This window comes from Pontibacterium granulatum (assembly GCF_029961155.1).
GTDB classification, from domain to species: Bacteria; Pseudomonadota; Gammaproteobacteria; order Pseudomonadales; family Balneatricaceae; genus Pontibacterium; species Pontibacterium granulatum.
Map to the genome: position 1 here is coordinate 104,522 of NZ_JASBRH010000012.1, position 26,288 is coordinate 130,809.

Sequence of the window (26,288 nt, forward strand, 5' to 3'; positions counted from 1 at the left end):
GTTTTTTTTATATTTAACGTTTTCCGGTGGATCAGAGCGGACAGGTCCTGCAAACGATCTGACGCAAGGTGACGCTACCGGGAGGGGGCTGTGCAGGTGTCCTTGATCTGCACAGCCGGAGTTGTACTCAGGTTATTGAATGCCGAGTTCGTCCAGAAGAGAGGACAGCAATTCCTCACCCCGCTCGCCGGCAATCTTGGTGTAGGCACTGCGGGTTGCTGTACTGCGTTGCTGGAAGGCCTCACGCTCAGCTGCAGTCAGGCGCACCAGATTGAGCTCCGGCTTGGCCTCCTTGATCTTCTCCAGCTTCTCATTGTTGAAACGCTCAACCACCTCGTAGATGTATCCATTCAGCTCGGCCAGGGTTTCGCGAATCAGTTTCTGGCGTTCAGGAGACTGACTTTCATACCAGTCGGTACCTGAGATAACCGTCGACAGGTGCTGGTTTTCACCCGCCCAGATCAGGTAATCGGTCACCTCGTAGAACTTCATCTCCTCGATGGTGGCTGCCGGGTTTACCTGACCATCGACCTGTTTCAGCTGCAGGGCGCCATACACTTCACCAAAAGGCAGTGGGGTCGGGCTGGCACCCATATCTTCATACGCACGCAGCAGGATCGGCGATACCATCACGCGCATCTTGAAGTTGTTGAAGTCGTCTGGGTTGCGAACCAGTCGGTTGGTGGTCCATACCTGCTCACCTTCGGAGTACATAGTGTGCAGTTTAAGGCCTTTGCGCTCGAAGTCCTGCGCCATCTGGTTGTAGATGGTGGTGCTGGAGCTGAGGAAGTTGGAGGTGGCCTTGTTATCTCCCGGCAGGGTGTATGGCAGCATAAAGAGCTGGGATTCCGGCACGATGGTGCCCAGGTTGCCTACAGAGACGTTAGTAAACTGAACCACGCCGTCCGCGGCATGCTCGATTAGTTCAGTTGGAGTGCCCAGAGAACCGAGTGGGTAAATCTTAACGGTTACGTCACCGTTGGTTTTGCGTTCGATCTGTTTCTTAAATTCCTGCGCATAGGCATCCATGATGGAGCCGGGAATCTCCTCGATTGCAAATTTCCACTCTTCTGCCAGCGCCGCGCCGCTGCTCAGTATGAGGGAGGTAGATAAAGCGACGCCTGTCAGCGCTTTCTTCAGTGTTAGCATGATGATTTACCCTTTGTAGTTATTTTAGGTTCAAGTCATGTCGGACTGATTCGAGTATTGCAAAGGGTGTTTCATTAAAAAATATAAAAGTTGCTATGTTTATATTATGTAATGTAATGTTTGTGTCTGGTTAAAGTTTGAACAGTGCGCGGTGTCTGGGATACAGCTCAACAGGGATCTGTCACTGGCCTGTAGAAAACCGTTAAAAAAATAGGGTTATAGCGGCTTATGCATTCCATAAAACATATGAAAACCTTCTGTACTGTCGTGGAATATGGGGGCTTTGTGGGCGCGCAGGCAGCATTAGGCATGAGCCAGCCGGCGATCAGTACCCATATCCGCGACTTCGAGATCCGGCTGGGATTTCAGCTGTGTAACCGTGGCCGCAGTGGTTTCAGCCTGACGGAAAAAGGTGAGATCACCTACCGCAAGTGTCGTGAGATGCTGAACATGATCAACGATTTTGATGCGGACCTGGGTGAATTGCGTAACAAACTGACCGGTGTGCTGCGGGTCGGGCTGATTGACAACACGGTGACTAATCGAGAATTCCCGATCCCCGAAGCGATCAACCGCTTCTACAGTCGGGACAATGATGTGTCATTGTCATTAACGGTGTTATCGCCGGAGGACCTGGAACGCGAGTTGCTTAGTGGTAATATCCACCTGGCGATTGGTATCTTTACCAACCGTCACAGTGCGATCCGTTACCGCCACCTGTATACCGAAGCGCATAAGTTCTACTGCGGTAAAGGGCATCCGTTGTTTGAGATGCCGGAAGAGGAGATCACGATGGAATCCCTGCGCAAGTATCCGATCTCCTCCCGCACCTATCTGCAACAGACCGATCTGCAATATTTCCGCAAAAACCACAACACCGCATCGGTTTCCAATATGGAAGCGCAGGCAATACTGATCAGCAGTGGTAGCTTTATGGGCTTCCTGCCGGTGCACTATGCGAGGCAGTGGGTGGACCGTGGTGAGATGCGCGCACTGGAGCATCTTGGACTGAACTGGAGCTCTGACTTCCAGTTAGCGGTGCGATCCTCGCCCGAGCCCAAGAACATCACTCGCGTCTTTGTGGATGATATCGAAGCCTCAATCAGAGCCCTGAATAAGCGTTAATTTTCCGCCTGTGCCGCCCCCGTTTGGGCGGCAGCTATCCCCTTGTTTTTCTATGGCTTTATGTGGTGTTAAGCGACCTGCCAGATGTTGTTTATATAGAATTTTGTGATGTGAACATTTCAAGTTTTATATTTTTGAAAGTAACCGCCTTTGCAATACTGATCTGGCTGTGAGCCAAAACAGATAGCCGTCTCAACGTTGGCGCACAAGCGTTCCGTTAACACCCGGCCGGTGCTTATGCATCGGGCGACAAAGTAAGGTTGCAGAATAATATGAGTAATAACGCTTACGAAGAAGGCCGCTTGAACCTGCCATTTGTTGGCTTTTGTACTTTTGCCAAAAGCCGTACCTGTGAAGACTGGGATAATATCAAAGCCGACGTCGCCTTCATGGGGGCACCGTTCGATTGCGGTACCCAGTGGCGCTCCGGTGCCCGCATGGGGCCGCGTGCTGTGCGTGAAGCATCTACCCTGTTCTCCTTTGGCCACAGTGGTGCCTACGATCACGAAGATGACGTAATGTATCTGGAAGGCGTGGATATTGTGGATATCGGTGATGCCGACATGGTGCACACCAACACCGAAAAGAGCCACGCAAATATCGAGTACGGTGTACGCAAGATTCTGGAAGCGGGCGCGCTGCCGGTGGTTGTGGGTGGTGACCACTCCGTGAACGCACCGATCATCCGTGCCTTTGAAGAAAAGGGCCCGCTGCACATCATCCAGATCGATGCCCATCTGGACTTTGTGGATGAGCGTCACGGTGTGCGTTTTGGTCACGGCAACCCGATCCGCCGTGCCTCCGAGAAAGAGTTCGTAACCGGTATGACCCAGCTGGGTATCCGCAACGTTTCCTCCTCTAACCGTACCGACCACAAGGCTGCAGAAGATGCCGGTTCCACCGTGCTGTCTGTACGTGATGTGCGTCGTCTGGGTCCTGAAGGTGTGCTGGCGTTGATTCCGAAAGGAGTGAACTACTACATCACCATCGATATCGACGGTTTCGATCCGTCCATCGCACCGGGCACCGGTACCCCAAGCCACGGTGGTTTCACCTACTACGAGGTGATGGAAGTGCTGCAGGGTGTCGCCAAGCAGGGTGAAGTTGTGGGTATCGACCTGTGTGAAGTAGCACCGGATTACGACCAGACCGGCTCCACCAGCATCCTGGCGGCGCAGGTCCTGATGAACCTGATCGGTTACGTTTTCCACGCCCGCGGCGAACGTGCGAAAGCGGAAGGCTGATAGGTAACCTGAATCGTTATGAAGCCCCGGCGGGAGCCAATCCCACCGGGGCTTTTTTATGCTATATCGTCGCACCGATGGGCTTTTCGTTGTTGGGCGTCTTAGTGCTCGTCATTAACTTCCCCGCAATCACGGTGTTGGGCTTCGTTGCGCTCAGACCAACCTACATCACACGTAGGTCGGCCATCGCGAAGCGATGCCCGACATAGTGCCGGTTCTCATCCACCGGTTTCCGCGTTACAGTCGTAGAAGACAGACATCAGTAACACCGGACAGCCGCAATGGACTTTGCCTCCTTTATTACCACCCACGAAACCTCCATTCGCCTGAGTTGTTTTTTGGGCATTCTCGTACTCGTGGCCGTGTGGGAGTTGTTGGCACCGCGTCGTGAGTTGCGGGTTCCCAGGCTGCTGCGCTGGAGCAATAACCTGGGATTGGTGTTTCTCAACAGCTTTATCCTGCGTCTGTTGTTCCCGGCTGCTGCGGTGGGTGTGGCGGTGTGGGGGCTGGATAAAGGCTGGGGCCTGTTCAACCTGATCGAGTTACCGCTGGCCGTTAGCCTGGTACTGAGCCTGCTGCTGATGGATCTGGCGATCTATGCCCAGCATGTTCTGTTTCACCATGTGCCGGTCCTCTGGCGTCTGCACCGGGTGCACCATGTGGATCTGGATTACGACGTGACTACCGGTGCCCGTTTCCACCCGATTGAAATCATCCTCTCCATGTTGATCAAGTTCATGCTGATCTGCGTACTGGGCATAGCTCCGCTGGCGGTGATCTTGTTTGAGGTGATCCTGAACGGCGCAGCGATGTTCAATCACGGCAATATCCGTTTGCCAGCCACGCTGGATCGTTATCTGCGACTGGTGCTGGTCACACCGGATATGCACCGGGTCCATCATTCACGTCAGTTGGATGAAACCGATAGCAACTTTGGGTTTAATCTGCCCTGGTGGGATCGCCTCTTTGGTACCTATAAGGCACAGCCGGACGCCGGTCAGCGGGGCATGAGAATTGGAGTGGAAGGGTTTGATGATCCGAAGGTAACCCAGTGGTTGCCGGGGCTTTTATGGCTGCCGTTCAGACGGCAAGGGAAGTAGCAGAGGCAGGACCGCCTCTGCTGAATGTACCAATTAGTACAGCGCGGTTTCGTCGCGTACTACGTCTTTCAGAACCTGCAGGAACAGCTTGTCTGCGTCACTGTGCTCTACCGGGATCTTCACGTTGGTAGTGGATGACAGCTCGTCTGCAATCAGGACATCGGCGTTAGGTTCGCTGATGTGCTTGCGGGCAATCTCGATCGCTTTTTCACAAATCTCTGGTTCGGACAGGACTTTACGGATAAAGAGCATTAACTCGTTGATTACGCGTTCTTTATTCTTAATTTCTGAGACGCTCATTGACGTGCTCCTAGGCTAAACTGATATAGATTCCCGCAATAAATTGCTGTGTAGGTATCGCCTGCGGGTTTTTCCTCACTATAACTCGAACCTGAACTCTCTGCATCTCCCTATTTTCGCTGGTTGCCGGTTGATCAACGTCTTTCTAAATGCGAGAATTGAGGCCAATTTTCTTCCGACCTTGGGTTATTAGGCCACCCCGAACGCCCCGGCGGAGTTAAGTATGCCGCTTAACTTCCTGAAGGTCTGCCGGCTGAGAGATCCTCAGACTTGGCGAGCACCCGAACGTGAGCCGCTTGTGTCTCGTTTATCAGGAACGGTTATTTATAAGTTTACCTATAAAGACGTCACCATCGTCTGATGGGCAGGCTACGTTCATTCGTTGCAGAAATTTAGTTTGTCGGATTGATTCCGACGCAGTGAGAGGGTGAAACAGTGGAATTACTTTCAGGCGCAGAAATGGTGGTACGCGCCCTTAAAGATGAGGGTGTTGAGTACATCTATGGCTATCCGGGTGGCTCCGTGCTGCACCTGTATGATGCCTTGTTCCAGCAGGAAGATGTACAGCATGTACTGGTGCGTCATGAGCAAGCTGCAACTCATATGGCGGATGCTTATGCGCGTGCTACCGGCAAGGCCGGCGTCGCGCTGGTAACATCAGGCCCGGGTGCAACCAATGCTATTACCGGCATTGCAACCGCGTATACAGACTCTATTCCGATGGTGGTGATTACCGGTCAGGTAATGAGTCACCTGATTGGTGAGGACGCATTCCAGGAAACGGACATGCTGGGTATCTCCCGTCCGGTCGTTAAGCACAACTTCAGTGTTCAGCGTGCGGAAGATATTCCGACCATTATCCGTAAAGCGTTCCACATTGCGCAAACGGGTCGTCCGGGTCCGGTTGTTGTGGATATCCCTAAGGATATGACCACTCCGACTGATCGTTTCCCGTACGAGTACCCGAAGAACGTCAAAATGCGTTCTTACAACCCGATCAACCGTGGTCACGCAGGTCAGATCAAGAAAGCGATGGACCTGTTCCTGAGCGCTAAGCGCCCGGTGATCCTGGCGGGTGGTGGTGTGGTTATCGGTCAGGCATCTGAAGAGCTGCGTGAGCTGATTAACCTGACCAACGTGCCGACGACCAACACGCTCATGGCGCTGGGTGCGCTGGCCGGTCGTGATAGGCACAACCTGGGTATGCTGGGGATGCACGGCTCTTATGAAGCCAACATGGCGATGCACCATGCGGATGTGATCCTGAACATCGGTGCACGTTTTGATGACCGTGTAACCAACGGTACAGACAAGTTCTGTCCAACGGCGAAGATCATCCACGTGGACATCGATCCAGCATCCATCTCCAAGACGATTCGCGCAGACATTCCGATTGTAGGTCCTGCGAAGATCGTACTGGATGAGATGCTGAGCATCGTGAAAGCATCCACCAAGCAACTGGATGCGGAGTCACTGAAGTCCTGGTGGGAGCAGATCGAAGAGTGGCGTGGTCGCCATGGTGGTCGTTACCGTACTGATGACTCCGAGCTGATGAAGCCGCAGCAGGTTATCGAGATGCTGGATACCATCACCAACGGTGATGCGTACGTATGTTCCGATGTAGGTCAGCACCAGATGTACGCGGCGCAGTACTACAAGTTCAACCACCCGAACCGTTGGATCAACTCCGGTGGTCTGGGCACCATGGGCTTTGGTTTGCCAGCAGCAATGGGTGTGAAGATGAACTTCCCAGACGCCGACGTTGCCTGTGTAACCGGCGAGGGAAGTATCCAGATGAACATCCAGGAGCTATCCACTTGTAGCCAGTACGATATTCCGGTGAAGATCATCTGCCTGAACAACCAGTCTCTGGGCATGGTGCGTCAGTGGCAGGATATGAACTATGAGTCCCGTCACTCACAGTCCTACATGAAGTCTCTGCCGGACTTTGTGAAACTGGCTGAATCCTACGGTCACGTCGGAATGAAGGTGGATAAGTACGCTGATCTGGAAGGCGCAATGCGCGAAGCGTTTGCCATGAAAGATCGTCTGGTATTCATGGACATCGCGGTAGATCCGTTCGAGCACGTATACCCAATGCAGGTACCACGTGGTTCCATGCGTGATATGTGGTTGAGCAAAACGGAGAGAACTTAATCATGCGCCATATTATTTCTGTACTTCTGGAAAACGAACCGGGCGCATTGTCCCGCGTAGTGGGCCTGTTCTCTCAGCGCAACTTCAACATTGAGTCCCTGACGGTAGCACCGACCGATGACGAGACGCTGTCCCGTCTGACCGTGACTACCATCGGCGATGATCGTGTAGTTGAGCAGATCACCAAGCAGCTGAACAAGCTGATCGACGTAGTGAAGGTTGTGGACCTGACCGAAGGCGAACACATCGAGCGCGAGCTGATGATGATCAAACTGAAGGCTAACAACGGTACTGTGCGCGCCGAGATCAAACGCACTGCGGATATCTTCCGTGGTCAGATCATTGATGCGACTCAGAACACCTTCACCGTGCAGATGGTGGGTTCCAGCAGCAAACTGGACGCGTTTATCGAAGCGCTGTCCGGCGCCAGCATTCTTGAAGTGGTGCGTTCCGGTGTATCCGGTATTGCCCGCGGTGAGAAGGTGCTGAGCCTGTAATCGGTTGCATATCCGTACAGAAAGCCGCTCTTTGAGCGGCTTTTTTTATGCCTGTGTCCCGTCCTGAAAAATGAATCCTGTTGCTGCATCAAGGTAACCACGTAAAGCCACTAGTTTTTCTCGCATGACAGCATTACTCTTGGAGTTACCTTAACTGTGTAAAAAGCGATCTGCTCGCACGAGAACCTGTTACATGAATGGAAAGCTACTTTATCTGGTAGGCGCATCCGGCAGCGGTAAGGACAGCCTGCTGGAAGGCTGTCGCAAACGTTTACAGCCAAACCACGGTTGCTTTGTTGCCCATCGTTACATCACACGTGCCGCCAACGTCGGCGGTGAAAATCACATCCACCTGTCACCCGAAGAGTTTGATATGCGTGCCAACATGGGCATGTTTGCCATGCAATGGTACTCCCACGGCTACAGCTATGGCATTGGCTCGGAAGTGGATGACTGGCTGAGCAAAGGCGTGAACGTGGTCATCAACGGCTCGCGTGAATATCTGCAGATCGCCATGGCCAGCTACCCGAACCTGATTCCGGTGCTGGTGGAAGTGGATCCGGACTCTCTTTACGAACGCCTGAGCCAGCGTGGTCGCGAGAGTGAAGAGGAGATCCGTCGTCGCCTGCAACGTCACCAACAGATCGTCGACAGCATGCCGGACAGCATCCAGCGCATTGATAACAATGGCGACCTGGAGCAGGGTATCCACGAGCTGCTCAAGCTGATTGAAACCCTGGCGCCTAACCAGCTGAAGGCTGTCCGCGCTACACATTGAATTGGATGCGTATGTTGGGCGTCGTTGTAGGACAACCAACGTACAATTATCTATCTTCTCGTTCCCATGCTCCGAGACTGCCCTACAGGAGTGTTTCATTTCTACTTCTGAAACTGTTTCGGTGGAGATATCTATGTCCCTCAAAGCCGTACTGTTTGACCACGACGGTACCCTGGTCGATTCCGAATCCACCCATATGGAGCTGTGGCGCCGGGCGGTGGAGCCTTATGGCGGCTTTATCACCGACGACGAATACTGGCAGGGGCTGCTGGGCGTACCCTGTGAGCAGAATGCCGAGCTGATCATCCAGCTGCGTGGTCTGGATATAAGTGTGGATACATTGGTGGACGCCAAACTCAGACATACGGAGCTGTTTTTGGCATCCGGTTGTTTCCCGCAGATTGAAGGTGCGGACTTGGTGGTGCGCGAGCTGGCCGAAAACCTGCGTTTGGGTCTGGTTAGCGGCTCGCAGCGGGTGTGTGTGGAAGCGTCTCTCAAGGGGCACGGCTGGACTGACCTGTTTGAACAGGTTGTGACCGGCGACGATGTGATCGAAAACAAACCCAACCCGGCCAGTTATCTGGCGGCAATAGAGCTGATGGGGTTGCGTGCTGAAGAGTGTGTAGCGGTGGAAGACACCCAGGCGGGTGTGACTGCAGCCTCTGCTGCGGGGATCCGCACCGTGGCGATCCGCAACCCATTCTCCGCCAGTCATGATTTCTCCTCAGCTGCTGTGGAAGTACCGGATCTGGCTGCTGCCGGTCGCTGGATCAAGGCCCTTCTGTAAGTCTAAATCAGTGCAGGGCGATCTTGCTCTGCTAGCCTTACAGGCATGAATGATCTCACTTGATGCTCCGCTTTATTCTGGACTGCGTACGAGTGATCGTTCGTGCAACCCAGCACGTTCTCAGACCCTTAGAAGCACATCTGCCCCGAGGAGGATGCCCCATGTGTGATCTGAAGTCCTGCAATGAACACAAATCCGACAAACCCCTGCCAAAAGTAGCTGATGACAAGCGCCGTGCCTTTCTGAAGGGGATGATCACCCTACCGCTGGCGGTGGTGTTGGCAGATCCGGTATTGGCCCAGTCCGCTGCTCATACACTGCAGATGGTGACGCTGGAACTGGAGAGCGGCAAAACCGCAGGTGCTTATCTGGCAATGCCGAAAAAAGTTAAAGAGAACCTGCCAACGGTTATCCTGATCCATGAATGGTGGGGGCTGAACGACCAGATCAAGGCGGTGGCCAACGACCTCGCCCAGGCGGGTTTTATGGCACTGGCGGTGGATCTCTATAACGGCAAGGTGGCCTCTACCCGAGAAGACGCCAATGAATACCGTCAGGCGATGGATAGCACTTGGGCGACTGAAGCCTTGGCTGGCTGGGTCGACTGGTTGCGCAACCATAAACAAAGTAACGGAAAGGTAGGCACCCTGGGCTGGTGCTTTGGTGGAGGTTGGTCGCTGAATGCTTCTCTGGCCGCACCGGTCGATGCCACCATCATCTACTACGGCAGTGTGAAGCGCTCGGCGGAAGAACTGAAAGCCTTAAAAGGTCCGGTCATGGGGCACTTTGGTACGCTGGATAAACGGATCAACGCTGAAATGGTGGGGCAGTTCCAGCGGGAGATGGAGAAAGCAGGTAAGGACGACCTCACCATCCACTGGTACACCGCCGATCATGCTTTTGCCAATCCAACCGGCTCACGCTACGACGAAGACGATGCCGCGCTGGCCTGGACACGCACACTGACGTTCCTGCACCAGCATCTGACCTGATGGCGTGGTCAGCCGATCGACATTGAGTTATCACAGGAGTCCTGTATCGTTGCCTGATTACTGAATTTAGAAGGCGAGATCATGACTCCTTTCCGTATCGAGATGAAAGTTCGTGACTACGAACTGGATATGCAGGGCATCGTTAACAACGGCGTCTACTTTAACTACCTGGAACACGCCCGTCATGAGTTCCTGCTGGAGAAGAACGTGGACTTTGCCGCACTGGCCGAGCAGGGCATCCACCTGGTCGTGATCCGCTCCGAGCTGGACTACAAAGCCTCCCTCAAAAGCGGCGATCGTTTTGTGGTGGAAGTAACGGTCGAGCGCCTGAGCAAGGTGAAGTTCGGCTTCCGCCAACGAGTGATCCGTCTGTCTGACGAAAAAGTGTGTGTGGAAGGTCTGGTGACCGGTACCGCCCTGAACGAGCGCGGTCGTCCGTATCTGTCGCCGGATTTGGAGTCGTTGTTCGAAGAATAAAGCGTTTGTAGCAGCCCTCTCCGAGGGCGACATATGATAATCATCTGCGGGTTGTCGTGGTCGACCCTCAAAGGGCATAAAAGACCGCTGCTAAAAGAGATGTTCAGCCTTTGAGCTGCTCCCAAAAGGCCCGTATCAGCGGGCTTTTTAGTTTCTTTTCCAGGGCAAACAGGCCCACTTCGTAGGGCTCCAATTCCGGTTGTACATCCAGTACCTGCACCTTGTTCGCCAGTGGGCTGTTGTCGAGCACGATGCGTGGCACCACGCCCACACCAAATCCCAGACTCACCATCGATACGATCGCTTCGTTACCGGCCACCTGGGCATAGATAGTGGGTGTCAGGCTGCGTTCTTCATACCACTCGTCCACGCGTTTACGGCCCACGCCGCTCTCGGGAAGGATCATCGGGATCTGAGCCCAGTCTTCCTGTACCAGCAGGGGCTCCAGGTTGCCCTGTTCTGTGGGGGCTATAAACACCAACGGTGAGATGGCGATTGGCTTAAACGCGATACCTGCTGGTAGTGGATCGGGTTTGGCGGCGATGGTGATGTCTTCGCCGCCTGAGAGGATGTGGCCGATGGCGTGGTCCGGATCGCCGGTATGCAGCTTGATCTCGACACCCGGGTGGTTGAGGCGGAACTGGCTAAGAATGTCATAAAGGAAGCTGTAGCTGGCGGTAACGGAGCAGTACACGCTGATCTCGCCGTGCAGTTCTTCCGCTTCCTCCATCAGGGCATCGCGGATCACGTCCCACTGCAGCAGGGCTTCGCGGGCGTAGTCGCGGAACAGTTCACCTTCGTGGGTGAGGGTTACCGTACGGTTATTGCGCTCGAACAGGGCAACGCCAACCTCGTCTTCCAGCTGTTTGATGCTGCGGGAGAGTGCGGAAGGGCTGATGTGGTTCAGCTCGCTGGCACGGCCAAAATGCAGGGTGTCGGCAAGGCTGAGAAAGAGTTTTAGCAGGCGTGTATCCATAATGGATAAGTATTGCATAAATCGGCACGTAATATTGCATATATATCAGTTTACGCAATGCGATTATTCGCCTAAAGTAGCCACATCGATTCGGGGCATGCATGGATTTGCTGTGGTGCCGTTGTACCGGGTCCCCTAATTAACCCAAATATTTTCAGGTGATTTACCATGCAGGTTTATTACGATAAAGATTGTGATCTTTCTATCATCCAGGGCAAAAAAGTTTCCATCATCGGTTACGGTTCTCAGGGCCACGCGCACGCGTGCAACCTGCAGGATTCCGGTGTAGACGTAACTGTTGGTCTGCGCGCTAGCTCCTCTTCCCGCGCTAAAGCAGAAGCTCACGGTCTGAAAGTTGCTGACGTTGCTGATGCAGTTGCTGCAGCTGACGTTGTAATGATCCTGACGCCTGATGAATTCCAGGGCCAGCTGTACAAAGAAGAGATCGAGCCGAACATCAAGCAGGGTGCTACTCTGGCGTTCGCACACGGTTTCTCCATCCACTACAACCAGGTTGAGCCACGCGCTGATCTGGACGTAATCATGGTTGCTCCTAAGGCGCCTGGTCACACTGTACGTTCCGAGTTCGTTAAAGGCGGTGGTATCCCTGACCTGATCGCTATCTTCCGCGACGCTTCCGGCAACGCGAAAGACCTGGCGCTGTCCTACGCTATGGGCGTTGGTGGTGGCCGTTCCGGTATCATCGAAACCACTTTCAAAGATGAGACTGAAACTGACCTGTTCGGTGAGCAGGCTGTACTGTGTGGTGGTGCGGTTGAGCTGGTTAAGATGGGCTTTGAAACCCTGACTGAAGCGGGTTACGCTCCAGAAATGGCTTACTTCGAGTGTCTGCATGAGCTGAAACTGATCGTTGACCTGATGTACGAAGGCGGCATCGCGAACATGAACTACTCCATCTCCAACAATGCGGAGTACGGTGAGTACGTGACTGGTCCTGAAGTTATCAACGAACAGTCTCGCGAAGCTATGCGCAACGCTCTGAAACGCATCCAGGACGGTGAGTACGCGAAGATGTTTATCGCGGAAGGCCAAACTAACTACCCATCCATGACTGCTCGTCGTCGTAACAACGCTGCGCACCCAATCGAAGAGACTGGTGAGAAGCTGCGTGCGATGATGCCATGGATCGCTGCTAGCAAGATCGTAGACAAAGAGAAAAACTAAGCGTTTTCCAGTCTGATCTGAAGAAAGGCCGGCTTTATGCCGGCCTTTTCTGTTTTGGGGCTACCTTCGGGGACTTTGCGCCCATTTGAGCTGAAGTTGTGGCTTGGATGCTTTAAAATTCGTCGCTCAAAACGCAGCTTGTACTAAGGGAGAAGCGATGAGCGATATCGATTTCGCCGCACTGGCGGAGCATGGAAAGGGCTATGCGGGGTTTACCGCGGAAGATGAAGCGCTGTTACTTGCTGAAGGCGTAAAGTTGATTCCACATCTCGGCAAAGTAACCGATGGCTTTTATGCGGATCTCCAGAAAATCCCGGCTGCGCTGAAATTCCTGGAGGGGCGTCTGGATAGCCTGAAGCGTACACATCAGGCGTGGCTCGAACGCATCTTCAGTGGCCCTTACGACACAGACTTTGCTCAAGCCATGCACCACGTGGGTGAAGTGCACGTGCGTGTTAAGCTGCCGGTAGAGTTTATGTCCAGTGGTATCGTCCTGATCAACAACCATCTGTGTCCCGTGCTGGCAGAAGTGTACGCTGATGATCCGGTCACGATGGGACGTATGATGCGCGCGGTCAATGCGGTGACCGGTTACTCGCTTATCATCATGCAGGAGTCTTACCAGACCTCATTGCTGGCGGAAGAGCTGGAGCGTTTTCTGGCAATCACCGGTATGAGTCGTAAACTGTTCGACAACCTGGCAAACGCATACCGCGAGTCCGACTGATCGATTGCGGGTCGCAGTCTGGCATTTTGCAGTATGCTGCCTTATGCGAAACTTCGTATACCATTAAGGCAGCCATGCTAAATTCACGTTGCTAACACAGCCCCAAGGGGAGCGATCATGGGTAAATCACGGCAGAACCTGAAAGTCTTGCTATTGCAGATCCGCGAAGGCGGGAAAGTGCGCGAAGAGGAGCATGCGAGCTTCGCAGCGTACAGTGGTTTGCAACCGCAGCAGATTGAGGTGCTGAATGTTTTCGATACCCCTGAATTTTCCGATACGGTAGCGGATGATTATGACGCGCTGTTTGTGGGCGGGGCTAGTGAAGCCAATGTTCTGAAGCCGGATGAGTTCCCGTTTGTCGAAGCCAGCCAGGCGTTGCTGCGTCGCTGTGCCGAGATCAACAAACCGGTGTTTGCGTCCTGCTTTGGTTTCCAGTTGGTGGTGTTGGCTTTGGGTGGGGAGATCCTGCACAAAGACGATGACTTCGAGATGGGCACGCTGCCGATTTTGCTGACTGATACTTCGCTGGATGATCCGTTGTTCAAGGATGTGGCAAACGGCTTTCACGCGGTGTCTGTGCACCGTCAGTACGCCAAAGATGTGCCGGATAGCTGCGAAGTAATTGCTTACACCAGTCAGTGCATCCACGTACTGCGTGTGAAAAACAAACCGTTCTGGGCGTTTCAGTTCCACCCTGAAGTGGATAAGCGCACCCTGGTCGAGCGTCTGACCCACTACAAGGCCCACTACACCGATGGCGATGGGCACCTGGATCGGGTGCTGAGCTCGGCGGTGGAAACCCCCGATTCCAATCAGTTGGTGGCGAAGTTCGTCGACCGCGTTCTGCTTGGTTGATTCTCATTTGAGCGGCTCTATTTGAGCTATCGTAGGCGGGCACAGTAGAATGTCCGCTCTTCATGTATTTAGGAATAGAAAACAGAATGACAGAGCAACCGGATAATCCAACCCCGGAGAGCAACGAGCCGGAATCTCCGAAGCCTCGTAGTCGGGGAATCTACCTGCTGCCAAACCTGTTTACCACAGGTGCACTGTTCTCAGGCTTCTATGCGGTTATCGCCAGCATGAACGGTCACTTCGAAAATGCAGCCATTGCGATCTTTGTTGCGATGGTGCTCGACGGCCTGGATGGTCGTGTGGCACGGATGACCAACACCTCCAGTGCGTTTGGTGCAGAATATGACTCCCTCTCCGATATGGTCTCCTTTGGTGTGGCGCCTTCACTGGTTGCCTTCAACTGGGTCCTGAGCGATATCGGCAAGCTGGGCTGGTTTGCGGCATTCATCTATGTAGCGGGTGCGGCGCTGCGACTGGCGCGCTTTAATACCCAGATCGGCTCTGTGGATAAACGTTACTTTATCGGCCTGCCAAGCCCGGCGGCGGCCGCGTCTGTTGCGGGTATGGTTTGGGCTGCGGTGGAGTACGATGTGGACGGTGGCCCGTATGCCTACCTGATTGCGCTCTTTGTTGCTGCGGTGGGTCTGTTGATGGTCAGCAACGTGCTGTACTACAGCTTCAAGGATGTGGACTTCAAAGGTAAGGTACCATTTATCATTCTGGCGGCGATTGTGTTGGGTTTGGCGGTTATTTCCATCAGCCCACCTACGTTCCTGTGGCTGCTGTTGCTGGGGTATGCCCTGTCTGGCCCGATGCTGTGGGTACTACGCAAGCGCAAGAAGATCTGATCTTAGCGTTCTCAAAAAAACCGGCCGTGTGCCGGTTTTTTTGTGTTTGAAGCCGGGAGGCTTTTCAGGATAGTTTCAGTTAGGCGGGGTAACCTGCAACCATTCATACATTCGACAGTGGATGCCGCCATGCTGATAAAGAAGCCAGACTCGATCAAATCCTCGGAAATCACCTCTGAATCGGTGTACCTCAACCGCCGTCACTTTATGCGCGGGGCGCTAGGGACCGCTGCCTTGCTGGCAACCGGGGCGGCGAATGCGATTCCTGAATACGAGGCGGAGAAGGACTTGCCTATCTACCGAGGGCCTGACTGGCTGCAGCAGAAGATCCGTGAAAGTGTGCGTAACGGTCAGTATGTGACTGACGAGCAGCTGACGCCATACTTTCACGTGATGAGTTACAACAACTTCTATGAGTTCGGTACGGGTAAAAAAGATCCGGCGCGTCACGCACAGAACTTCAATACCGATCCCTGGAAGTTGGAGATCAGTGGTGAGGTGGGTAAGCCGGGTGTATATAACCTGGAAGACCTGGTGAAGCCACACTTGCTCGAAGAGCGTATCTACCGCCTGCGTTGTGTGGAGGCTTGGTCTATGGTGGTGCCGTGGGTGGGGCTATCACTGGGCGACCTGCTGAAAAAGTTTGAGCCAACCTCCAAGGCCAAATACGTGGAGTTCACCACCCTGTACGACCCAGAGCAGATGCCGGGGCAGCGATCCCGTTTCAGTACGTTGGAGTGGCCCTACGTAGAGGGGTTGCGTATCGACGAGGCGATGCATCCGCTGACCATGCTGGCGGTGGGTGTGTACGGCAATGCACTGCCGCCGCAAAACGGTGCGCCGCTGCGCCTGGTGGTGCCATGGAAATACGGCTTCAAGAGTATCAAGTCGATCGTGCGTATCCGCCTGACCGATAAGATGCCAAAAACCACCTGGAACCAGATGGCACCGCAGGAGTACGGGTTTTATTCCAACGTGAACCCGGCGGTGGCCCATCCACGCTGGAGTCAGGCGAGCGAGCGTCGTTTGCCGTCGTCGCTGTTTCATCCAAACCGCATCGATACCCTGCCGTTTAACGGTTATGCCGAAGAGGTGGCCGAGCTGTATCGGGGTATGGACCTGAAGAAGTGGTACTGATCGGGTAGAGACGTTATGGCAAAGGCTAAGACGAAATCCAGGTGGTTGAGGTACGCAGAGTGGTGGCTGGTTTTTCTGCTGCCGCTGGTGCCACTGGGACTGCTGACCTACAACGCCTGGATCTTTAATCTGGGGGCAGATCCGGCCCAGGAAATAGTGCACGAGACCGGTATCTGGGCGATCAACCTGCTGTGGATCACCCTGGCGATTACACCGTTGCGACGGATGTTCACGTTCAGCTGGCCGATGCGCTATCGCCGCATGCTGGGTCTCTACAGTCTGTTTTACGCCGTTGTGCACCTGCTCGCATTTGCTGCCTTCATCCTTGGCTGGCGCTGGGATCTGTTGTTGCAAGAGTTGGTCGAGCGACCTTACATTGTGGTGGGGGCCGCCGCATTGTTACTGCTGATTCCGCTGGGTGTGACCTCTACCCGGGGCATGCAGCGTCGCTTGGGGCGTAATTGGTTGCGCCTGCACAAACTGGTGTACCCGATTGCGCTGCTGGTGATGGTGCATATCATCTGGCAGATCCGCTCTGACTTTGGCGAGCAACTGCTGTACGGTGCCATCCTGACTGTACTGCTTGGCAGTCGTGTGTACTTCTATCTGCAGAAGAAAGTTCGGGTGATGCAGGCTGCACGTGCGGCTTAATCGCCGTTCTAAGCATCCCTGCAAATCTGTGCCAGACTGAGAGGAGAGACGTTACGTGATTATTCTGCTATCCGTTTTACTGTCTTGCTCTGCAATGTAGGCCATTATAGTGCCCCTGACGTAACGTCCTGAAAAGACGGTCGATACCCAACTGTCAGGAGGTTCTTATGTCAGAGAAGCCCACAATTTTTCAGATGTTTCTAAGTGCCCTGGCCGCTATGTTCGGGGTGCAGTCCTCCCAAAATCACACGCGGGATTTCTCCGCCGGTCATACCTGGACCTGGATGCTGCTGGGTGTAGTGGTGATGGCCTTGTTTGTAGCCTTTGTGATCTTGCTGGTGACCTGGGCCTTATCGATGGCCGGAGCGTGAAACCGACGCGTGTGATTACCTGAATCTGAAAATCCAACTTGCGAAAAATTCAGGACTGCTATACTTCAAAAACCAAGCGGACTGGTAGGAATCTGGGACGGAGCTCAGGCAACAAGCGTAAGCCTGCCGTAATCCTACCACTACCGACGTTGAGATTGCTGTACAGCGCCATAGTGTGACTTTTAGGATTTCGACGGGCTTTTTTGCGTGGATGCAAGAGGGCCTGGAGCATGACATTAATAGGAAGGGGACTTGCCCTACTGGGCTTAATCCTATCGCCATCGGCGTATGCCGAGTGGCAAGTCAATCTGATGCCGGGCGTCACTGAGATCAGTCGCGCGGTTTATGATCTGCACATGACCATCTTCTGGATCTGTGTGGCAATCGGTGTGGTCGTGTTCGGCATCATGCTGTATTCGATCATCAATCACCGAAAATCCCGCGGTGCCAAAGCGCACAATTTTCACGAAAACACCCTGGTCGAGATTATCTGGACCATCGTGCCGTTCTTTATCCTGATCGGTATGGCGGTGCCTGCCACAGCAACCCTGATCAAGATGTACGACAAGGGCGAGGCAGAGCTGGATATTCAGGTAACGGGGTTCCAGTGGAAGTGGCGCTACCACTACTTGGGTGAGGACATCGATTTCTTTTCATCGCTCTCCACCCCGCGGGAGCAGATCGCCAATGAATCGGAAAAAGGCGAGCACTACCTGCTGGAAGTAGATAACCCGCTGGTCATTCCGGTCGGCAAAAAAGTGCGCTTGCTGCTGACCTCAAACGATGTGATCCACTCCTGGTGGGTGCCGGGTCTGGCGGTGAAAAAAGATGCGATCCCCGGATTCATCAATGAAGCCTGGACCGTCGTGACTGAGCCTGGCATCTACCGTGGCCAGTGTGCAGAGCTGTGCGGTAAGGACCACGGCTTCATGCCCATCGTGGTAGATGTGCGCAGCGAGGAGGACTACAAGCTCTGGCTGGCGGAGATGAAACAGGCCAAAGCCCAGGCCAGTGACGCAGCGACCCAGGACTGGACGCTGGCAGATCTGATGGAGAAAGGGGAGGAGGTCTACAACCGGACCTGTGCTGCTTGCCATCAGGTGACCGGCGAAGGTATCCCGGGTGCGTTCCCTGCACTGAAGAACAATCCGATCATGGTGGCCGAACCCTCAGCGCATATAGATGTAGTGCTCAACGGCAAGGCCGGTACGGCGATGCAGGCATTTCGTGATCAGCTTGACGCGGTTGAGCTGGCAGCGGTCATTACCTATGAGCGTAATGCCTGGGGTAACAACTCGGGTGATCTGGTCACACCTGCCCAGATCAGCAAGCTGAAACAGTAGAGCGACAGGAGCGTGCAGATGGGTACTCTGGAGCAAACTGTTGAGACCGAAGAACATCACGGTCCGGCCCGCGGTATAACCCGCTGGTTATACACCACCAACCACAAAGACATCGGTACGATGTATCTCTGGTTCAGTCTGATCATGTTCCTGTTGGGCGGCTGTATGGCACTCAGTATCCGGGCAGAGCTGTTCCAGCCGGGACTGCAGTTGATGGCCCCGAACTTCTTTAACCAGATGACTACCATGCACGGTCTGATCATGGTGTTTGGTGCCGTCATGCCCGCTTTTGTGGGGTTGGCCAACTGGATGGTGCCGCTGATGATAGGCGCGCCGGATATGGCGTTGCCGCGCATGAATAACTGGAGCTTCTGGATCCTGCCGTTTGCCTTCAGCATGATGGTCTCCACGCTGTTTATGGAGGGCGGTGCGCCCAACTTCGGCTGGACCTTTTATGCGCCGCTGTCCACGACCTATGCACCGCCGAGTGTGACCTTCTTCATCTTCGCCGTGCATATGATGGGGATCAGTTCAATCATGGGGGCGATCAACATCATCGCCACCATTCTTAACCTGCGTGCACCCGGCATGACCATGATGAAACTGCCGCTGTTCGTGTGGACCTGGTTGATTACGGCATTCCTGCTGATTGCCGTGATGCCGGTCTTGGCGGGCGTGGTGACCATGATGTTGATGGATATCCACTTCGGTACCAGCTTCTTTAACGCTGCCGGTGGCGGTGACCCGGTACTATTCCAGCATGTGTTCTGGTTCTTCGGGCATCCTGAGGTGTACATCATGATCCTGCCGGCGTTTGGGATCGTCAGCCAAATCATCCCAACCTTCGCCCGTAAGAAACTGTTTGGTTACGCCTCCATGGTGTATGCAACCGCATCCATCGCCTTCCTCTCATTTATCGTGTGGGCGCATCATATGTTCACCGTGGGTATGCCGCTGGCCGGGGAGTTGTTCTTTATGTTCTCCACCATGCTGATTGCGGTACCGACCGGGGTGAAGGTGTTCAACTGGGTGGCCACCATGTTCCGTGGTTCGATGACGTTTGAAACCCCGATGCTGTTTGCGCTCGCCTTTGTGGTGCTGTTTACCATCGGTGGTTTCTCCGGTCTGATGCTGGCGATCGCGCCGGCTGACTTCCAGTACCACGATACCTACTTTGTGGTGGCGCATTTTCACTATGTGCTGGTGCCGGGGGCTGTGTTCTCCATTATGGCGGGGGTGTATTACTGGCTGCCGAAGTGGACCGGTAACATGTACCACGAAGGGATGGGCAAGCTGCATTTCTGGCTCAGCTTTATTGGTGTGAATATTACCTTCTTCCCGATGCACTTTGTGGGTCTGGCCGGGATGCCGCGCCGTATTCCGGATTACGCCCTGCAGTTTGCCGACTTTAACGCGGTTGCCTCTGTGGGGGCCTTTATCTTTGGTTTGTCCCAGTTACTGCTGGTGTACAACGTGATCCAGTGTATTCGAGTCAAACGGCACACCACTGCGCAGGTATGGGAGGGGGCCGAAGGTCTGGAATGGACGGTGCCGTCACCTGCGCCGTACCACACCTTTGCGCAGCCACCCTTGGTGAAATAGACAGGTGAAATAAAGAGAGGGGAGGTGCTGTATGGCACAACTCCAGAACGAAAATATAAAACTGGTGCGTAAGCTGGTACTGGGCTCCATGCTGATGTTTGGCTTTGGTTTTGCCCTGGTGCCGCTTTACGACGTGTTCTGCGATATCACCGGCCTCAACGGCAAGGTGACCCGCACAGGAGCGGCCGAGCCAATGCAGGTGGATCGCAGCCGGGAGATCAACCTGCAGCTGATCGCGGTAAACAATGAAGCGATGCCGTGGCAGTTTGAGCCGATCACCGCCGCCATGACCATCCATCCCGGACTGACCGGGCAAACCGCGTTCCTGGCTTACAACCCTACCGGGCAGAACATGGTCGCCCAGGCAGTACCGTCGGTGGCACCGGCGGAAGCTGCAGAGTATCTGCAGAAGATCAACTGCTTCTGCTTCGAACGTCAGACACTGGAGCCGGGGCAATCCAGGGAGATGCCGTTGCTGTTTGTGATCGATCCGGAGCTGCCGGAGCACATCACTACCATTACGCTTTCCTACACTTTGTTTGATATCACACCGCAGCTGCAGGCGAGCTATCGCAACGGGCAGCCATCGATGCGGAGGTTCATGCTATGAGCACGCAAAGCTACTACGTTCCCCACCAGAGCCGCTGGCCAATCCTGGCGTCCTTGTCGCTGTTCCTGATGGCGATTGGTGCCGGTGGATATATCAACAGTCTTGGGAAAGAGGAGGTTTCTGGCTTTTCGGGATTCTCATTGTTGATCGGGGCGCTGTTTTTGGCGGCGATTCTGGTCGGTTGGTTCCGCAATGTGATCAAGGAGAGTATGGCGGGCATGTACAGCGATCAGATGGACAAGTCTTTTCGTTGGGGTATGAGCTGGTTCATCTTCTCTGAAGTGATGTTCTTTGCGGCGTTTTTTGGCGCACTGTTTTATGTCCGTAACCTCGCCGTGCCCTGGTTGGGTGGTGAAGGTGAGAAGGGAATCAGCAATATGCTTTGGCAGGGTTTTGAAGCGCAGTGGCCGCTGATGTCTACGCCGGACATGGAGACGTTTCCAGGGCCAAAAGAGATCATCGATCCCTGGCACATCCCATTGCTGAATACGGTATTGCTGCTCAGCTCCAGCGTGACCGTTACCCTGGCGCATCATGCGCTGAGAAAGAATAAACGTGATGCCATCGTGATCTGGCTGGCCGCGACCATTCTGCTGGGGGCGGTGTTTGTCTACTTCCAGGCGGAAGAATATGTCGTGGCGTATGAGGAGCTGGGGCTTACCCTGCATGCAGGTATCTACGGGGCCACCTTCTTTATCCTGACCGGTTTTCACGGTCTCCATGTGACCCTGGGTACCTTCATGTTGCTGGTGATCTGGGTCCGTGTGATGCGTGGACATTTTAACCCGGATCACCATTTCGGCTTTGAGGCTGTGTCCTGGTATTGGCACTTCGTGGATGTGGTGTGGGTGGGTTTATTCCTGTTTGTATACATCCTCTAAGGGGCATACTTGCTGCGATCAACCTGTCCAGGGGTTATGAGGTGTCAGGTTGCCGCTGAGGATGCCGTAGGCGATTACCAGAAGCAGCAGGATGCAAAATAGGACGCGCAGGGAGAGGGCTTTGACGGTACGCCCGGACTGGCCCTGGTCTTTAAGGATAAAGAACAGACCGGAAAACAGACTGATCACGGCGGCAAAGAAAAGCACAACAAGGAGCACTTTAAACATGGCGGAGTCCTGAGGCCTAAGAAAGGGATGACACTGTGAGTAAAGTTCAGAGTAAGCGGCGCTTCAAGTGGATGTTGTTGGCGATGGCGCTGCTGCTGTGGCCGGTTCTGGTGGGTTTAGGCTTTTGGCAGCTGGACCGGGCCAAGCAGAAAAGCCAGCTGTTAGAAAGCTGGCACCGTCCGGCCTCGCAGATCCATACGTTGGCAGCGCTCGATCTTGTGCTGTTTTCCTCCATTGAAAGTCAGGGGGAGTTTGACCGGCAGCGATGGCTTCTGCTCGATAACCGAATCCGCGCAGGAAAAGTGGGTTACGAAGTGGTTGCCCTGTTTTATCCACAGGAGGCGGCCACGCCGGTGCTGGTCAATCTTGGCTGGATACAGGCGAATCAGGATCGTCGGATCTATCCTGAAGTAGTACTACCTGAGGGAACGGTTACCGTCTCAGGTCGGTTAACTGAACCATCGAAGCTGCTGGTGCTCGCTGAAAGCAGTTCGCAGCAGGGTTGGCCACGAAGGCTGCAACGCCTGGAGATCAGCAGGTTGGAGCAGCAACTGGGGCTGAAGTTGATGCCGTGGGTGATACGCCCGGATGATCCAGTAATCGAGAATCTGGATCTGAGCTGGAAGCCTACGGTGATGCAACCGGAGAAACATCAGGCGTATGCGCTGCAGTGGTTTGTGATGGCTGTGGTGTTGATGGGATTGATCGTCTGGAACCTCCACAAGTTGCGCAACGGGGAGGTGGATGTATGAACAAGGGAACATTTTGGCTGGTGTGGGGTGTGGGTTTTATCCCGATGGCGCTGGCAATGGTGATGTATTTCGGTCAGGTGGGTATTCCGCAGGCTAAAACCAACCACGGTGACTTGCTAACGCCGGGGGAAGAGTTGAAAGACTGGGAGATCGAGGATGCAGCCGGTGAGCAGTGGGTCTATAGCGGCGATTGGCAGTTGCTGCTGACCTATGACACCTGCAATGCCGCCTGCGATAGCTGGAAAGACGTGCTGCCAAATTTGCACTTGGCGCTGGGTAAGGAGCGCGACCGCGTGCAGTGGCATATGGTCAGCGGTGTTCCTGCTGCGGATAGCCATATGTTGGCCACCGAACATATAGAGGCAATTGGTGGCGGCATATGGGTGGTTGATCCACTGGGTAACCTGGTAATGCGTTATCCATTGGAGCAGCCACCCCAGGGGTTGCTGAAGGACCTCAAGCGTTTATTGAAACTCTCTAAGATTGGGTAGGCCTGCTGAAGTAAGGGGAACGTATCATGGAAAGGGTGATCCGGCTCTGTCATATCGCAATTGTGTTGGCACTGGTGGTGGTACTGCTGGGGGCTTGGACGCGAATCAACGATGCGGGTCTTGGCTGTCCGGATTGGCCGGGTTGTTACGGTGAGATGATCCTGCCTGTGGATAAAGCCAAGCTGGAATCTGCTCAACAGTTTTATCCGGATCAGCCGCTGGTGGAGGTCAAAGGCTGGTTAGAGATGGTCCACCGCTACGCTGCTGGCACCCTGGGGGTGCTGATCACCGCGCTGGCGTATCTGGGTTGGAAGGAACGCTACCGAAATGATTATCCGTTGCTACTGTCTGTTGGCCTAGTGGTATTGGTGATTCTGCAGGCCGCCTTTGGTATGTGGACGGTCACTATGAAACTGCTACCCCAGGTGGTGACAATTCACCTGCTGGGCGGGTTGTTGACTCTCAGCCTGTTGTTTGTGTTGCGCTACAAACTCAAACGGATCTATCAACAGGTTAAACCGCAGGGTGTGGTGAGTCATAAACGCTGGATTGTTATCGGTGCAGCACTGTTGTTTGGACAGATCATGCTGGGTGGCTGGACCAGTTCAAATTACGCAGGTTGGGCATGTACCGATTGGCTAATGTGTGAGCGGAGCGAAAAAGTCAGTTTTGATTATAAAGGGGGCTTTTCACTGCCGCGGTTTGATGGCCAGAGTCACGAGGGTGGTTTAAAGGACCGCGAATCCCGGGCGGCCATTCAGATCGTTCACCGTATAGGGGCGCTGGCCGTAACCGCGTACCTGTTTATTTTGTGCCTGGTGTTAAGAAAACAGCGCATGCTGTTGGCACCAATTGGCTTTATTGCACTGATCGTTATTACCCAGAATGTGCTGGGAATGCTGAACGTCGCCTGGGGGCTGCCAAGATACATGGCGATTGCCCATCACGGCGGTGCGGTTGCCCTGTTGCTCAGCCTGTTATGGCTGTATAGCCGGGTTGGTTTGCAAAAGGAGGGAGTTCGTCATGCGCAACGATAAAGTGATGGCTGTTGCTATCGAACATGCCGGTTGGCGTGACTATCTGGAACTGTGCAAGCCGAAGGTCGTGGCAGTTATGTTGCTGACCGCAATTGTGGGTATGTTTGTTGCTGCACCGGGGGTACCCGCTTGGGATGCCGTGTTGTTCGGCACGATCGGGATTGGATTAGCCGCAGGCAGTGCTGCCGCTGTGAACCATGTCATGGATCGCCGCATTGACGAGCAGATGGCGCGTACGCAGAGTCGCCCGCTGCCGCAGGGCAAACTCTCTCCGCAAAAAGCACTCATGTTCGCAGCTCTCATCGGTACTGTTGGAATCGGTATGTTGGTGGTGTTGGTTAATCCACTGACAGCTTGGCTGACGCTGGCTTCGTTGATCGGTTATGCGCTGATCTATACCGTCTACCTGAAGCGTGCTACGCCGCAAAATATTGTGATAGGTGGTATCGCCGGTGCAGCGCCCCCATTGCTGGGGTGGACTGCTGTGACAGGTCAGTTGGATCCAAATGGCCTGCTGCTGGTGTTGATCATATTCGCCTGGACACCGCCCCATTTCTGGGCGCTCTGCATCGCGCGTAAGAAAGACTATGCCAAAGCTGGTATTCCCATGTTGCCGGTCACCCACGGTGAGGACTACACCCGACTGCAAATTTTGCTCTACTCAGTGATAATGGTGCTATGCACGTTGATGCCTTACCTGACCGGTATGTCAGGTGGGCTCTATCTGCTGGGTGTGGTGGTGTTGAATGCACGGTTTATGTATTGGGCATGGCGCGTATACAGCAAACGCGTAGTAGGCGAGCCCATGAAAATGTTTCGTCATAGCATCAACTACATCATGCTATTTTTTGTGGTGTTGCTGGTGGATCATTTCGCCACCGCTATGCCCATCGGCTAAAGCTTTGAATAACAACTTCCTGAAACCAGAAGGAAATGGAGTAAAACCTAAACGATGATCACTCAACTTTAACTAGGTGTACTCGCAAAAGGGAAGTGCGGCACCTGAGGGGGTAGCCTCATGTTTTTGCAACATATGATGGGAATCTTGTATCACCCTAAAGATGAATGGGGAATGATACGCAAGGAGCACTATTCAACCTTCCATGTATTCGTCGCTCAAATCAGTATCCTGGCGGCAATTCCGGCCGTATCGTTGTTTATCGGTACGACCCAGATCGGGTGGAGTGTTGCCGGTACCGACTATGTCCGGCTCGAAGTGATGAGTGCCTTTATGGCAGCGATCGCGTTCTACTTTGCGATGTGGTTTGCTGTTGGGGTGATTGCCTACGCCATCCACTGGATGGAAAAAACCTATGGCGGCAAAGTATCGTTTGATGAATGTATGGTGCTAACCACATTCACGGCGACTCCGCTGTTCCTGTCCGGTCTGGCCGGTCTATATCCAATGCTATGGTTTAACGTGATTGTGGGCATGATCGCCCTTTGTTATACCGTTTACCTGTTGTACACCGGTGTGCCAATCATTATGCAGATCCCGGAAGACCGTGGATTCTTCTTCTCAACCTCTATCCTCACAGTGGGGCTGTGTGTGCTGGTAGGCTTGATTGCTACCACTGTTGTGCTTTGGGGTACGTTAGTGCCGCTGAGCTATACTGCATATTGAGCGTAGCCAAGGAAGAAAAGCGCCATCAGGCGCTTTTCTTGCGTCTACAGATTGAAATTGTGCATTATTTGTACGGCTCTGTACGTTGTATGTTCAGATTTCGCCTTTTTTTCACTTTTTTAAAGTTTTTTTCAAAAGGCTGTTGACGCTCAAACTGAGGTCTGTAGAATGCGCCTCCTCGCTTGAGAGAACAGCCTTCAACAGCTCAGTCACTCAGGCAGAGAGGCTTAAATAAGTCGCTGATTTACAAGGTGAATTAGCACAAGGCTTTTAAGCCGTCGGCGTCACCGGCAAGCTTCAAAAACTTTTGAAAAACTTGCAAATAAACGGTTGACAACGACACGGTGCGAAGTAAAATATGCGC

At 53.8% G+C, this 26,288-nt stretch carries 29 protein-coding genes; 25 read left to right on the forward strand and 4 right to left on the reverse strand.

From position 1 onward, the window contains the following. Positions 1 to 132 precede the first annotated feature (132 nt). A complete protein-coding gene (gene dctP / locus QKW35_RS12875; protein WP_282353662.1) occupies positions 133 to 1,149 on the reverse strand; it encodes a TRAP transporter substrate-binding protein DctP in 1,017 nt (338 codons plus the stop codon). Positions 1,150 to 1,377: 228 nt separating this feature from the next. On the opposite strand from dctP, the gene QKW35_RS12880 reads away from it, so the two are divergent. The 3 genes from QKW35_RS12880 to QKW35_RS12890 all read left to right on the forward strand — a co-directional run bounded on the left by QKW35_RS12880 (position 1,378) and on the right by QKW35_RS12890 (position 4,618). Continuing rightward, on the forward strand, positions 1,378 to 2,274 hold the full coding sequence (locus tag QKW35_RS12880) for a LysR family transcriptional regulator (RefSeq protein ID WP_282353663.1): 897 nt from the start codon (positions 1,378 to 1,380) through the stop codon (positions 2,272 to 2,274). Positions 2,275 to 2,546: 272 nt separating this feature from the next. Beyond that, positions 2,547 to 3,518, forward strand: a complete 972-nt coding sequence (speB, locus tag QKW35_RS12885) for an agmatinase (RefSeq protein ID WP_282353664.1) — start codon at positions 2,547 to 2,549, stop codon at positions 3,516 to 3,518. Between the two features lie 281 nt (positions 3,519 to 3,799). Beyond that, entirely contained in the window at positions 3,800 to 4,618 is an 819-nt protein-coding gene (locus QKW35_RS12890) for a sterol desaturase family protein (RefSeq protein ID WP_282353665.1), read from the forward strand. Positions 4,619 to 4,651: 33 nt separating this feature from the next. Here QKW35_RS12890 and QKW35_RS12895 read toward each other — a convergent pair whose 3' ends face one another. Next, on the reverse strand, positions 4,652 to 4,918 hold the full coding sequence (locus tag QKW35_RS12895; protein WP_282353667.1) for a hypothetical protein: 267 nt from the start codon (positions 4,916 to 4,918) through the stop codon (positions 4,652 to 4,654). Positions 4,919 to 5,353: 435 nt separating this feature from the next. Here QKW35_RS12895 and QKW35_RS12900 point away from each other — a divergent pair, with 435 nt between their 5' ends. The 6 genes from QKW35_RS12900 to QKW35_RS12925 all read left to right on the forward strand — a co-directional run bounded on the left by QKW35_RS12900 (position 5,354) and on the right by QKW35_RS12925 (position 10,606). After that, the gene (locus tag QKW35_RS12900; protein WP_282353668.1) at positions 5,354 to 7,075 is read left to right on the forward strand and encodes an acetolactate synthase 3 large subunit; all 1,722 of its coding nucleotides are present in this window, start codon (positions 5,354 to 5,356) and stop codon (positions 7,073 to 7,075) included. A gap of 2 nt (positions 7,076 to 7,077) precedes the next feature. Further along, the gene (ilvN, locus tag QKW35_RS12905; protein WP_282353670.1) at positions 7,078 to 7,572 is read left to right on the forward strand and encodes an acetolactate synthase small subunit; all 495 of its coding nucleotides are present in this window, start codon (positions 7,078 to 7,080) and stop codon (positions 7,570 to 7,572) included. A gap of 193 nt (positions 7,573 to 7,765) precedes the next feature. Then, the gene (gene phnN / locus QKW35_RS12910) at positions 7,766 to 8,350 is read left to right on the forward strand and encodes a phosphonate metabolism protein/1,5-bisphosphokinase (PRPP-forming) PhnN (RefSeq protein ID WP_282353671.1); all 585 of its coding nucleotides are present in this window, start codon (positions 7,766 to 7,768) and stop codon (positions 8,348 to 8,350) included. A 133-nt stretch (positions 8,351 to 8,483) separates the two neighbouring features. Next, the gene (locus QKW35_RS12915) at positions 8,484 to 9,137 is read left to right on the forward strand and encodes an HAD family hydrolase (protein WP_282353672.1); all 654 of its coding nucleotides are present in this window, start codon (positions 8,484 to 8,486) and stop codon (positions 9,135 to 9,137) included. A gap of 161 nt (positions 9,138 to 9,298) precedes the next feature. After that, positions 9,299 to 10,129 carry a dienelactone hydrolase family protein gene (locus tag QKW35_RS12920; RefSeq protein ID WP_282353673.1) on the forward strand — a complete coding sequence of 277 codons (831 nt, stop codon included), beginning with the start codon at positions 9,299 to 9,301 and terminating at the stop codon, positions 10,127 to 10,129. 81 nt (positions 10,130 to 10,210) lie between these two features. After that, positions 10,211 to 10,606 carry an acyl-CoA thioesterase gene (locus QKW35_RS12925; protein ID WP_282353675.1) on the forward strand — a complete coding sequence of 132 codons (396 nt, stop codon included), beginning with the start codon at positions 10,211 to 10,213 and terminating at the stop codon, positions 10,604 to 10,606. A 103-nt stretch (positions 10,607 to 10,709) separates the two neighbouring features. Here the strand turns inward: QKW35_RS12925 and ilvY are convergent, their stop codons facing one another. Continuing rightward, complete coding sequence (gene ilvY / locus QKW35_RS12930; RefSeq protein ID WP_282353708.1) at positions 10,710 to 11,582, reverse strand: HTH-type transcriptional activator IlvY; 873 nt, start codon at positions 11,580 to 11,582, stop codon at positions 10,710 to 10,712. Positions 11,583 to 11,750: 168 nt separating this feature from the next. On the opposite strand from ilvY, the gene ilvC reads away from it, so the two are divergent. The 11 genes from ilvC to QKW35_RS12985 all read left to right on the forward strand — a co-directional run bounded on the left by ilvC (position 11,751) and on the right by QKW35_RS12985 (position 21,792). Then, on the forward strand, positions 11,751 to 12,767 hold the full coding sequence (gene ilvC / locus QKW35_RS12935; protein ID WP_282353676.1) for a ketol-acid reductoisomerase: 1,017 nt from the start codon (positions 11,751 to 11,753) through the stop codon (positions 12,765 to 12,767). A gap of 157 nt (positions 12,768 to 12,924) precedes the next feature. Next, positions 12,925 to 13,494, forward strand: coding sequence for a protoglobin domain-containing protein (locus QKW35_RS12940; RefSeq protein WP_282353677.1), 570 nt, complete (start codon positions 12,925 to 12,927; stop codon positions 13,492 to 13,494). A gap of 117 nt (positions 13,495 to 13,611) precedes the next feature. After that, on the forward strand, positions 13,612 to 14,349 hold the full coding sequence (locus QKW35_RS12945) for a type 1 glutamine amidotransferase (protein WP_282353678.1): 738 nt from the start codon (positions 13,612 to 13,614) through the stop codon (positions 14,347 to 14,349). Positions 14,350 to 14,435: 86 nt separating this feature from the next. Next, a complete protein-coding gene (gene pssA, locus QKW35_RS12950) occupies positions 14,436 to 15,197 on the forward strand; it encodes a CDP-diacylglycerol--serine O-phosphatidyltransferase (protein ID WP_282353680.1) in 762 nt (253 codons plus the stop codon). A 129-nt stretch (positions 15,198 to 15,326) separates the two neighbouring features. Next, the gene (msrP, locus tag QKW35_RS12955) at positions 15,327 to 16,334 is read left to right on the forward strand and encodes a protein-methionine-sulfoxide reductase catalytic subunit MsrP (protein ID WP_282353682.1); all 1,008 of its coding nucleotides are present in this window, start codon (positions 15,327 to 15,329) and stop codon (positions 16,332 to 16,334) included. A 15-nt stretch (positions 16,335 to 16,349) separates the two neighbouring features. Next, entirely contained in the window at positions 16,350 to 16,985 is a 636-nt protein-coding gene (locus QKW35_RS12960) for a protein-methionine-sulfoxide reductase heme-binding subunit MsrQ (RefSeq protein ID WP_282353683.1), read from the forward strand. Positions 16,986 to 17,152: 167 nt separating this feature from the next. Continuing rightward, entirely contained in the window at positions 17,153 to 17,356 is a 204-nt protein-coding gene (locus QKW35_RS12965) for a DUF2970 domain-containing protein (protein WP_282353686.1), read from the forward strand. Positions 17,357 to 17,586: 230 nt separating this feature from the next. Further along, a complete protein-coding gene (gene coxB, locus QKW35_RS12970) occupies positions 17,587 to 18,699 on the forward strand; it encodes a cytochrome c oxidase subunit II (protein ID WP_282353687.1) in 1,113 nt (370 codons plus the stop codon). 18 nt (positions 18,700 to 18,717) lie between these two features. After that, on the forward strand, positions 18,718 to 20,301 hold the full coding sequence (gene ctaD, locus QKW35_RS12975) for a cytochrome c oxidase subunit I (protein WP_282353688.1): 1,584 nt from the start codon (positions 18,718 to 18,720) through the stop codon (positions 20,299 to 20,301). Between the two features lie 31 nt (positions 20,302 to 20,332). Further along, positions 20,333 to 20,911 carry a cytochrome c oxidase assembly protein gene (locus tag QKW35_RS12980; RefSeq protein WP_282353689.1) on the forward strand — a complete coding sequence of 193 codons (579 nt, stop codon included), beginning with the start codon at positions 20,333 to 20,335 and terminating at the stop codon, positions 20,909 to 20,911. Then, positions 20,908 to 21,792 (forward strand): cytochrome c oxidase subunit 3, encoded by an 885-nt coding sequence (locus QKW35_RS12985; RefSeq protein ID WP_282353691.1) that lies wholly within the window; start codon positions 20,908 to 20,910, stop codon positions 21,790 to 21,792. Before QKW35_RS12980 ends, QKW35_RS12985 begins: the two co-directional genes overlap by 4 nt. An 18-nt stretch (positions 21,793 to 21,810) precedes the next feature. Here QKW35_RS12985 and QKW35_RS12990 read toward each other — a convergent pair whose 3' ends face one another. Further along, a complete protein-coding gene (locus QKW35_RS12990; protein WP_282353693.1) occupies positions 21,811 to 22,020 on the reverse strand; it encodes a twin transmembrane helix small protein in 210 nt (69 codons plus the stop codon). 35 nt (positions 22,021 to 22,055) lie between these two features. Between QKW35_RS12990 and QKW35_RS12995 the strand changes: the two genes are divergently transcribed. From QKW35_RS12995 to QKW35_RS13015, 5 genes are all read left to right on the forward strand, one after another. Beyond that, complete coding sequence (locus QKW35_RS12995) at positions 22,056 to 22,772, forward strand: SURF1 family protein (RefSeq protein ID WP_282353694.1); 717 nt, start codon at positions 22,056 to 22,058, stop codon at positions 22,770 to 22,772. Continuing rightward, positions 22,769 to 23,263 (forward strand): hypothetical protein, encoded by a 495-nt coding sequence (locus QKW35_RS13000; protein ID WP_282353697.1) that lies wholly within the window; start codon positions 22,769 to 22,771, stop codon positions 23,261 to 23,263. The genes QKW35_RS12995 and QKW35_RS13000 overlap by 4 nt, the downstream gene beginning before the upstream one ends. A 26-nt stretch (positions 23,264 to 23,289) precedes the next feature. After that, on the forward strand, positions 23,290 to 24,300 hold the full coding sequence (locus QKW35_RS13005) for a COX15/CtaA family protein (RefSeq protein ID WP_282353700.1): 1,011 nt from the start codon (positions 23,290 to 23,292) through the stop codon (positions 24,298 to 24,300). Beyond that, positions 24,287 to 25,198 carry a heme o synthase gene (gene cyoE, locus QKW35_RS13010; RefSeq protein WP_282353702.1) on the forward strand — a complete coding sequence of 304 codons (912 nt, stop codon included), beginning with the start codon at positions 24,287 to 24,289 and terminating at the stop codon, positions 25,196 to 25,198. The genes QKW35_RS13005 and cyoE overlap by 14 nt, the downstream gene beginning before the upstream one ends. A 120-nt stretch (positions 25,199 to 25,318) precedes the next feature. Beyond that, complete coding sequence (locus tag QKW35_RS13015; RefSeq protein WP_282353704.1) at positions 25,319 to 25,924, forward strand: Yip1 family protein; 606 nt, start codon at positions 25,319 to 25,321, stop codon at positions 25,922 to 25,924. Positions 25,925 to 26,288 lie beyond the last annotated feature (364 nt).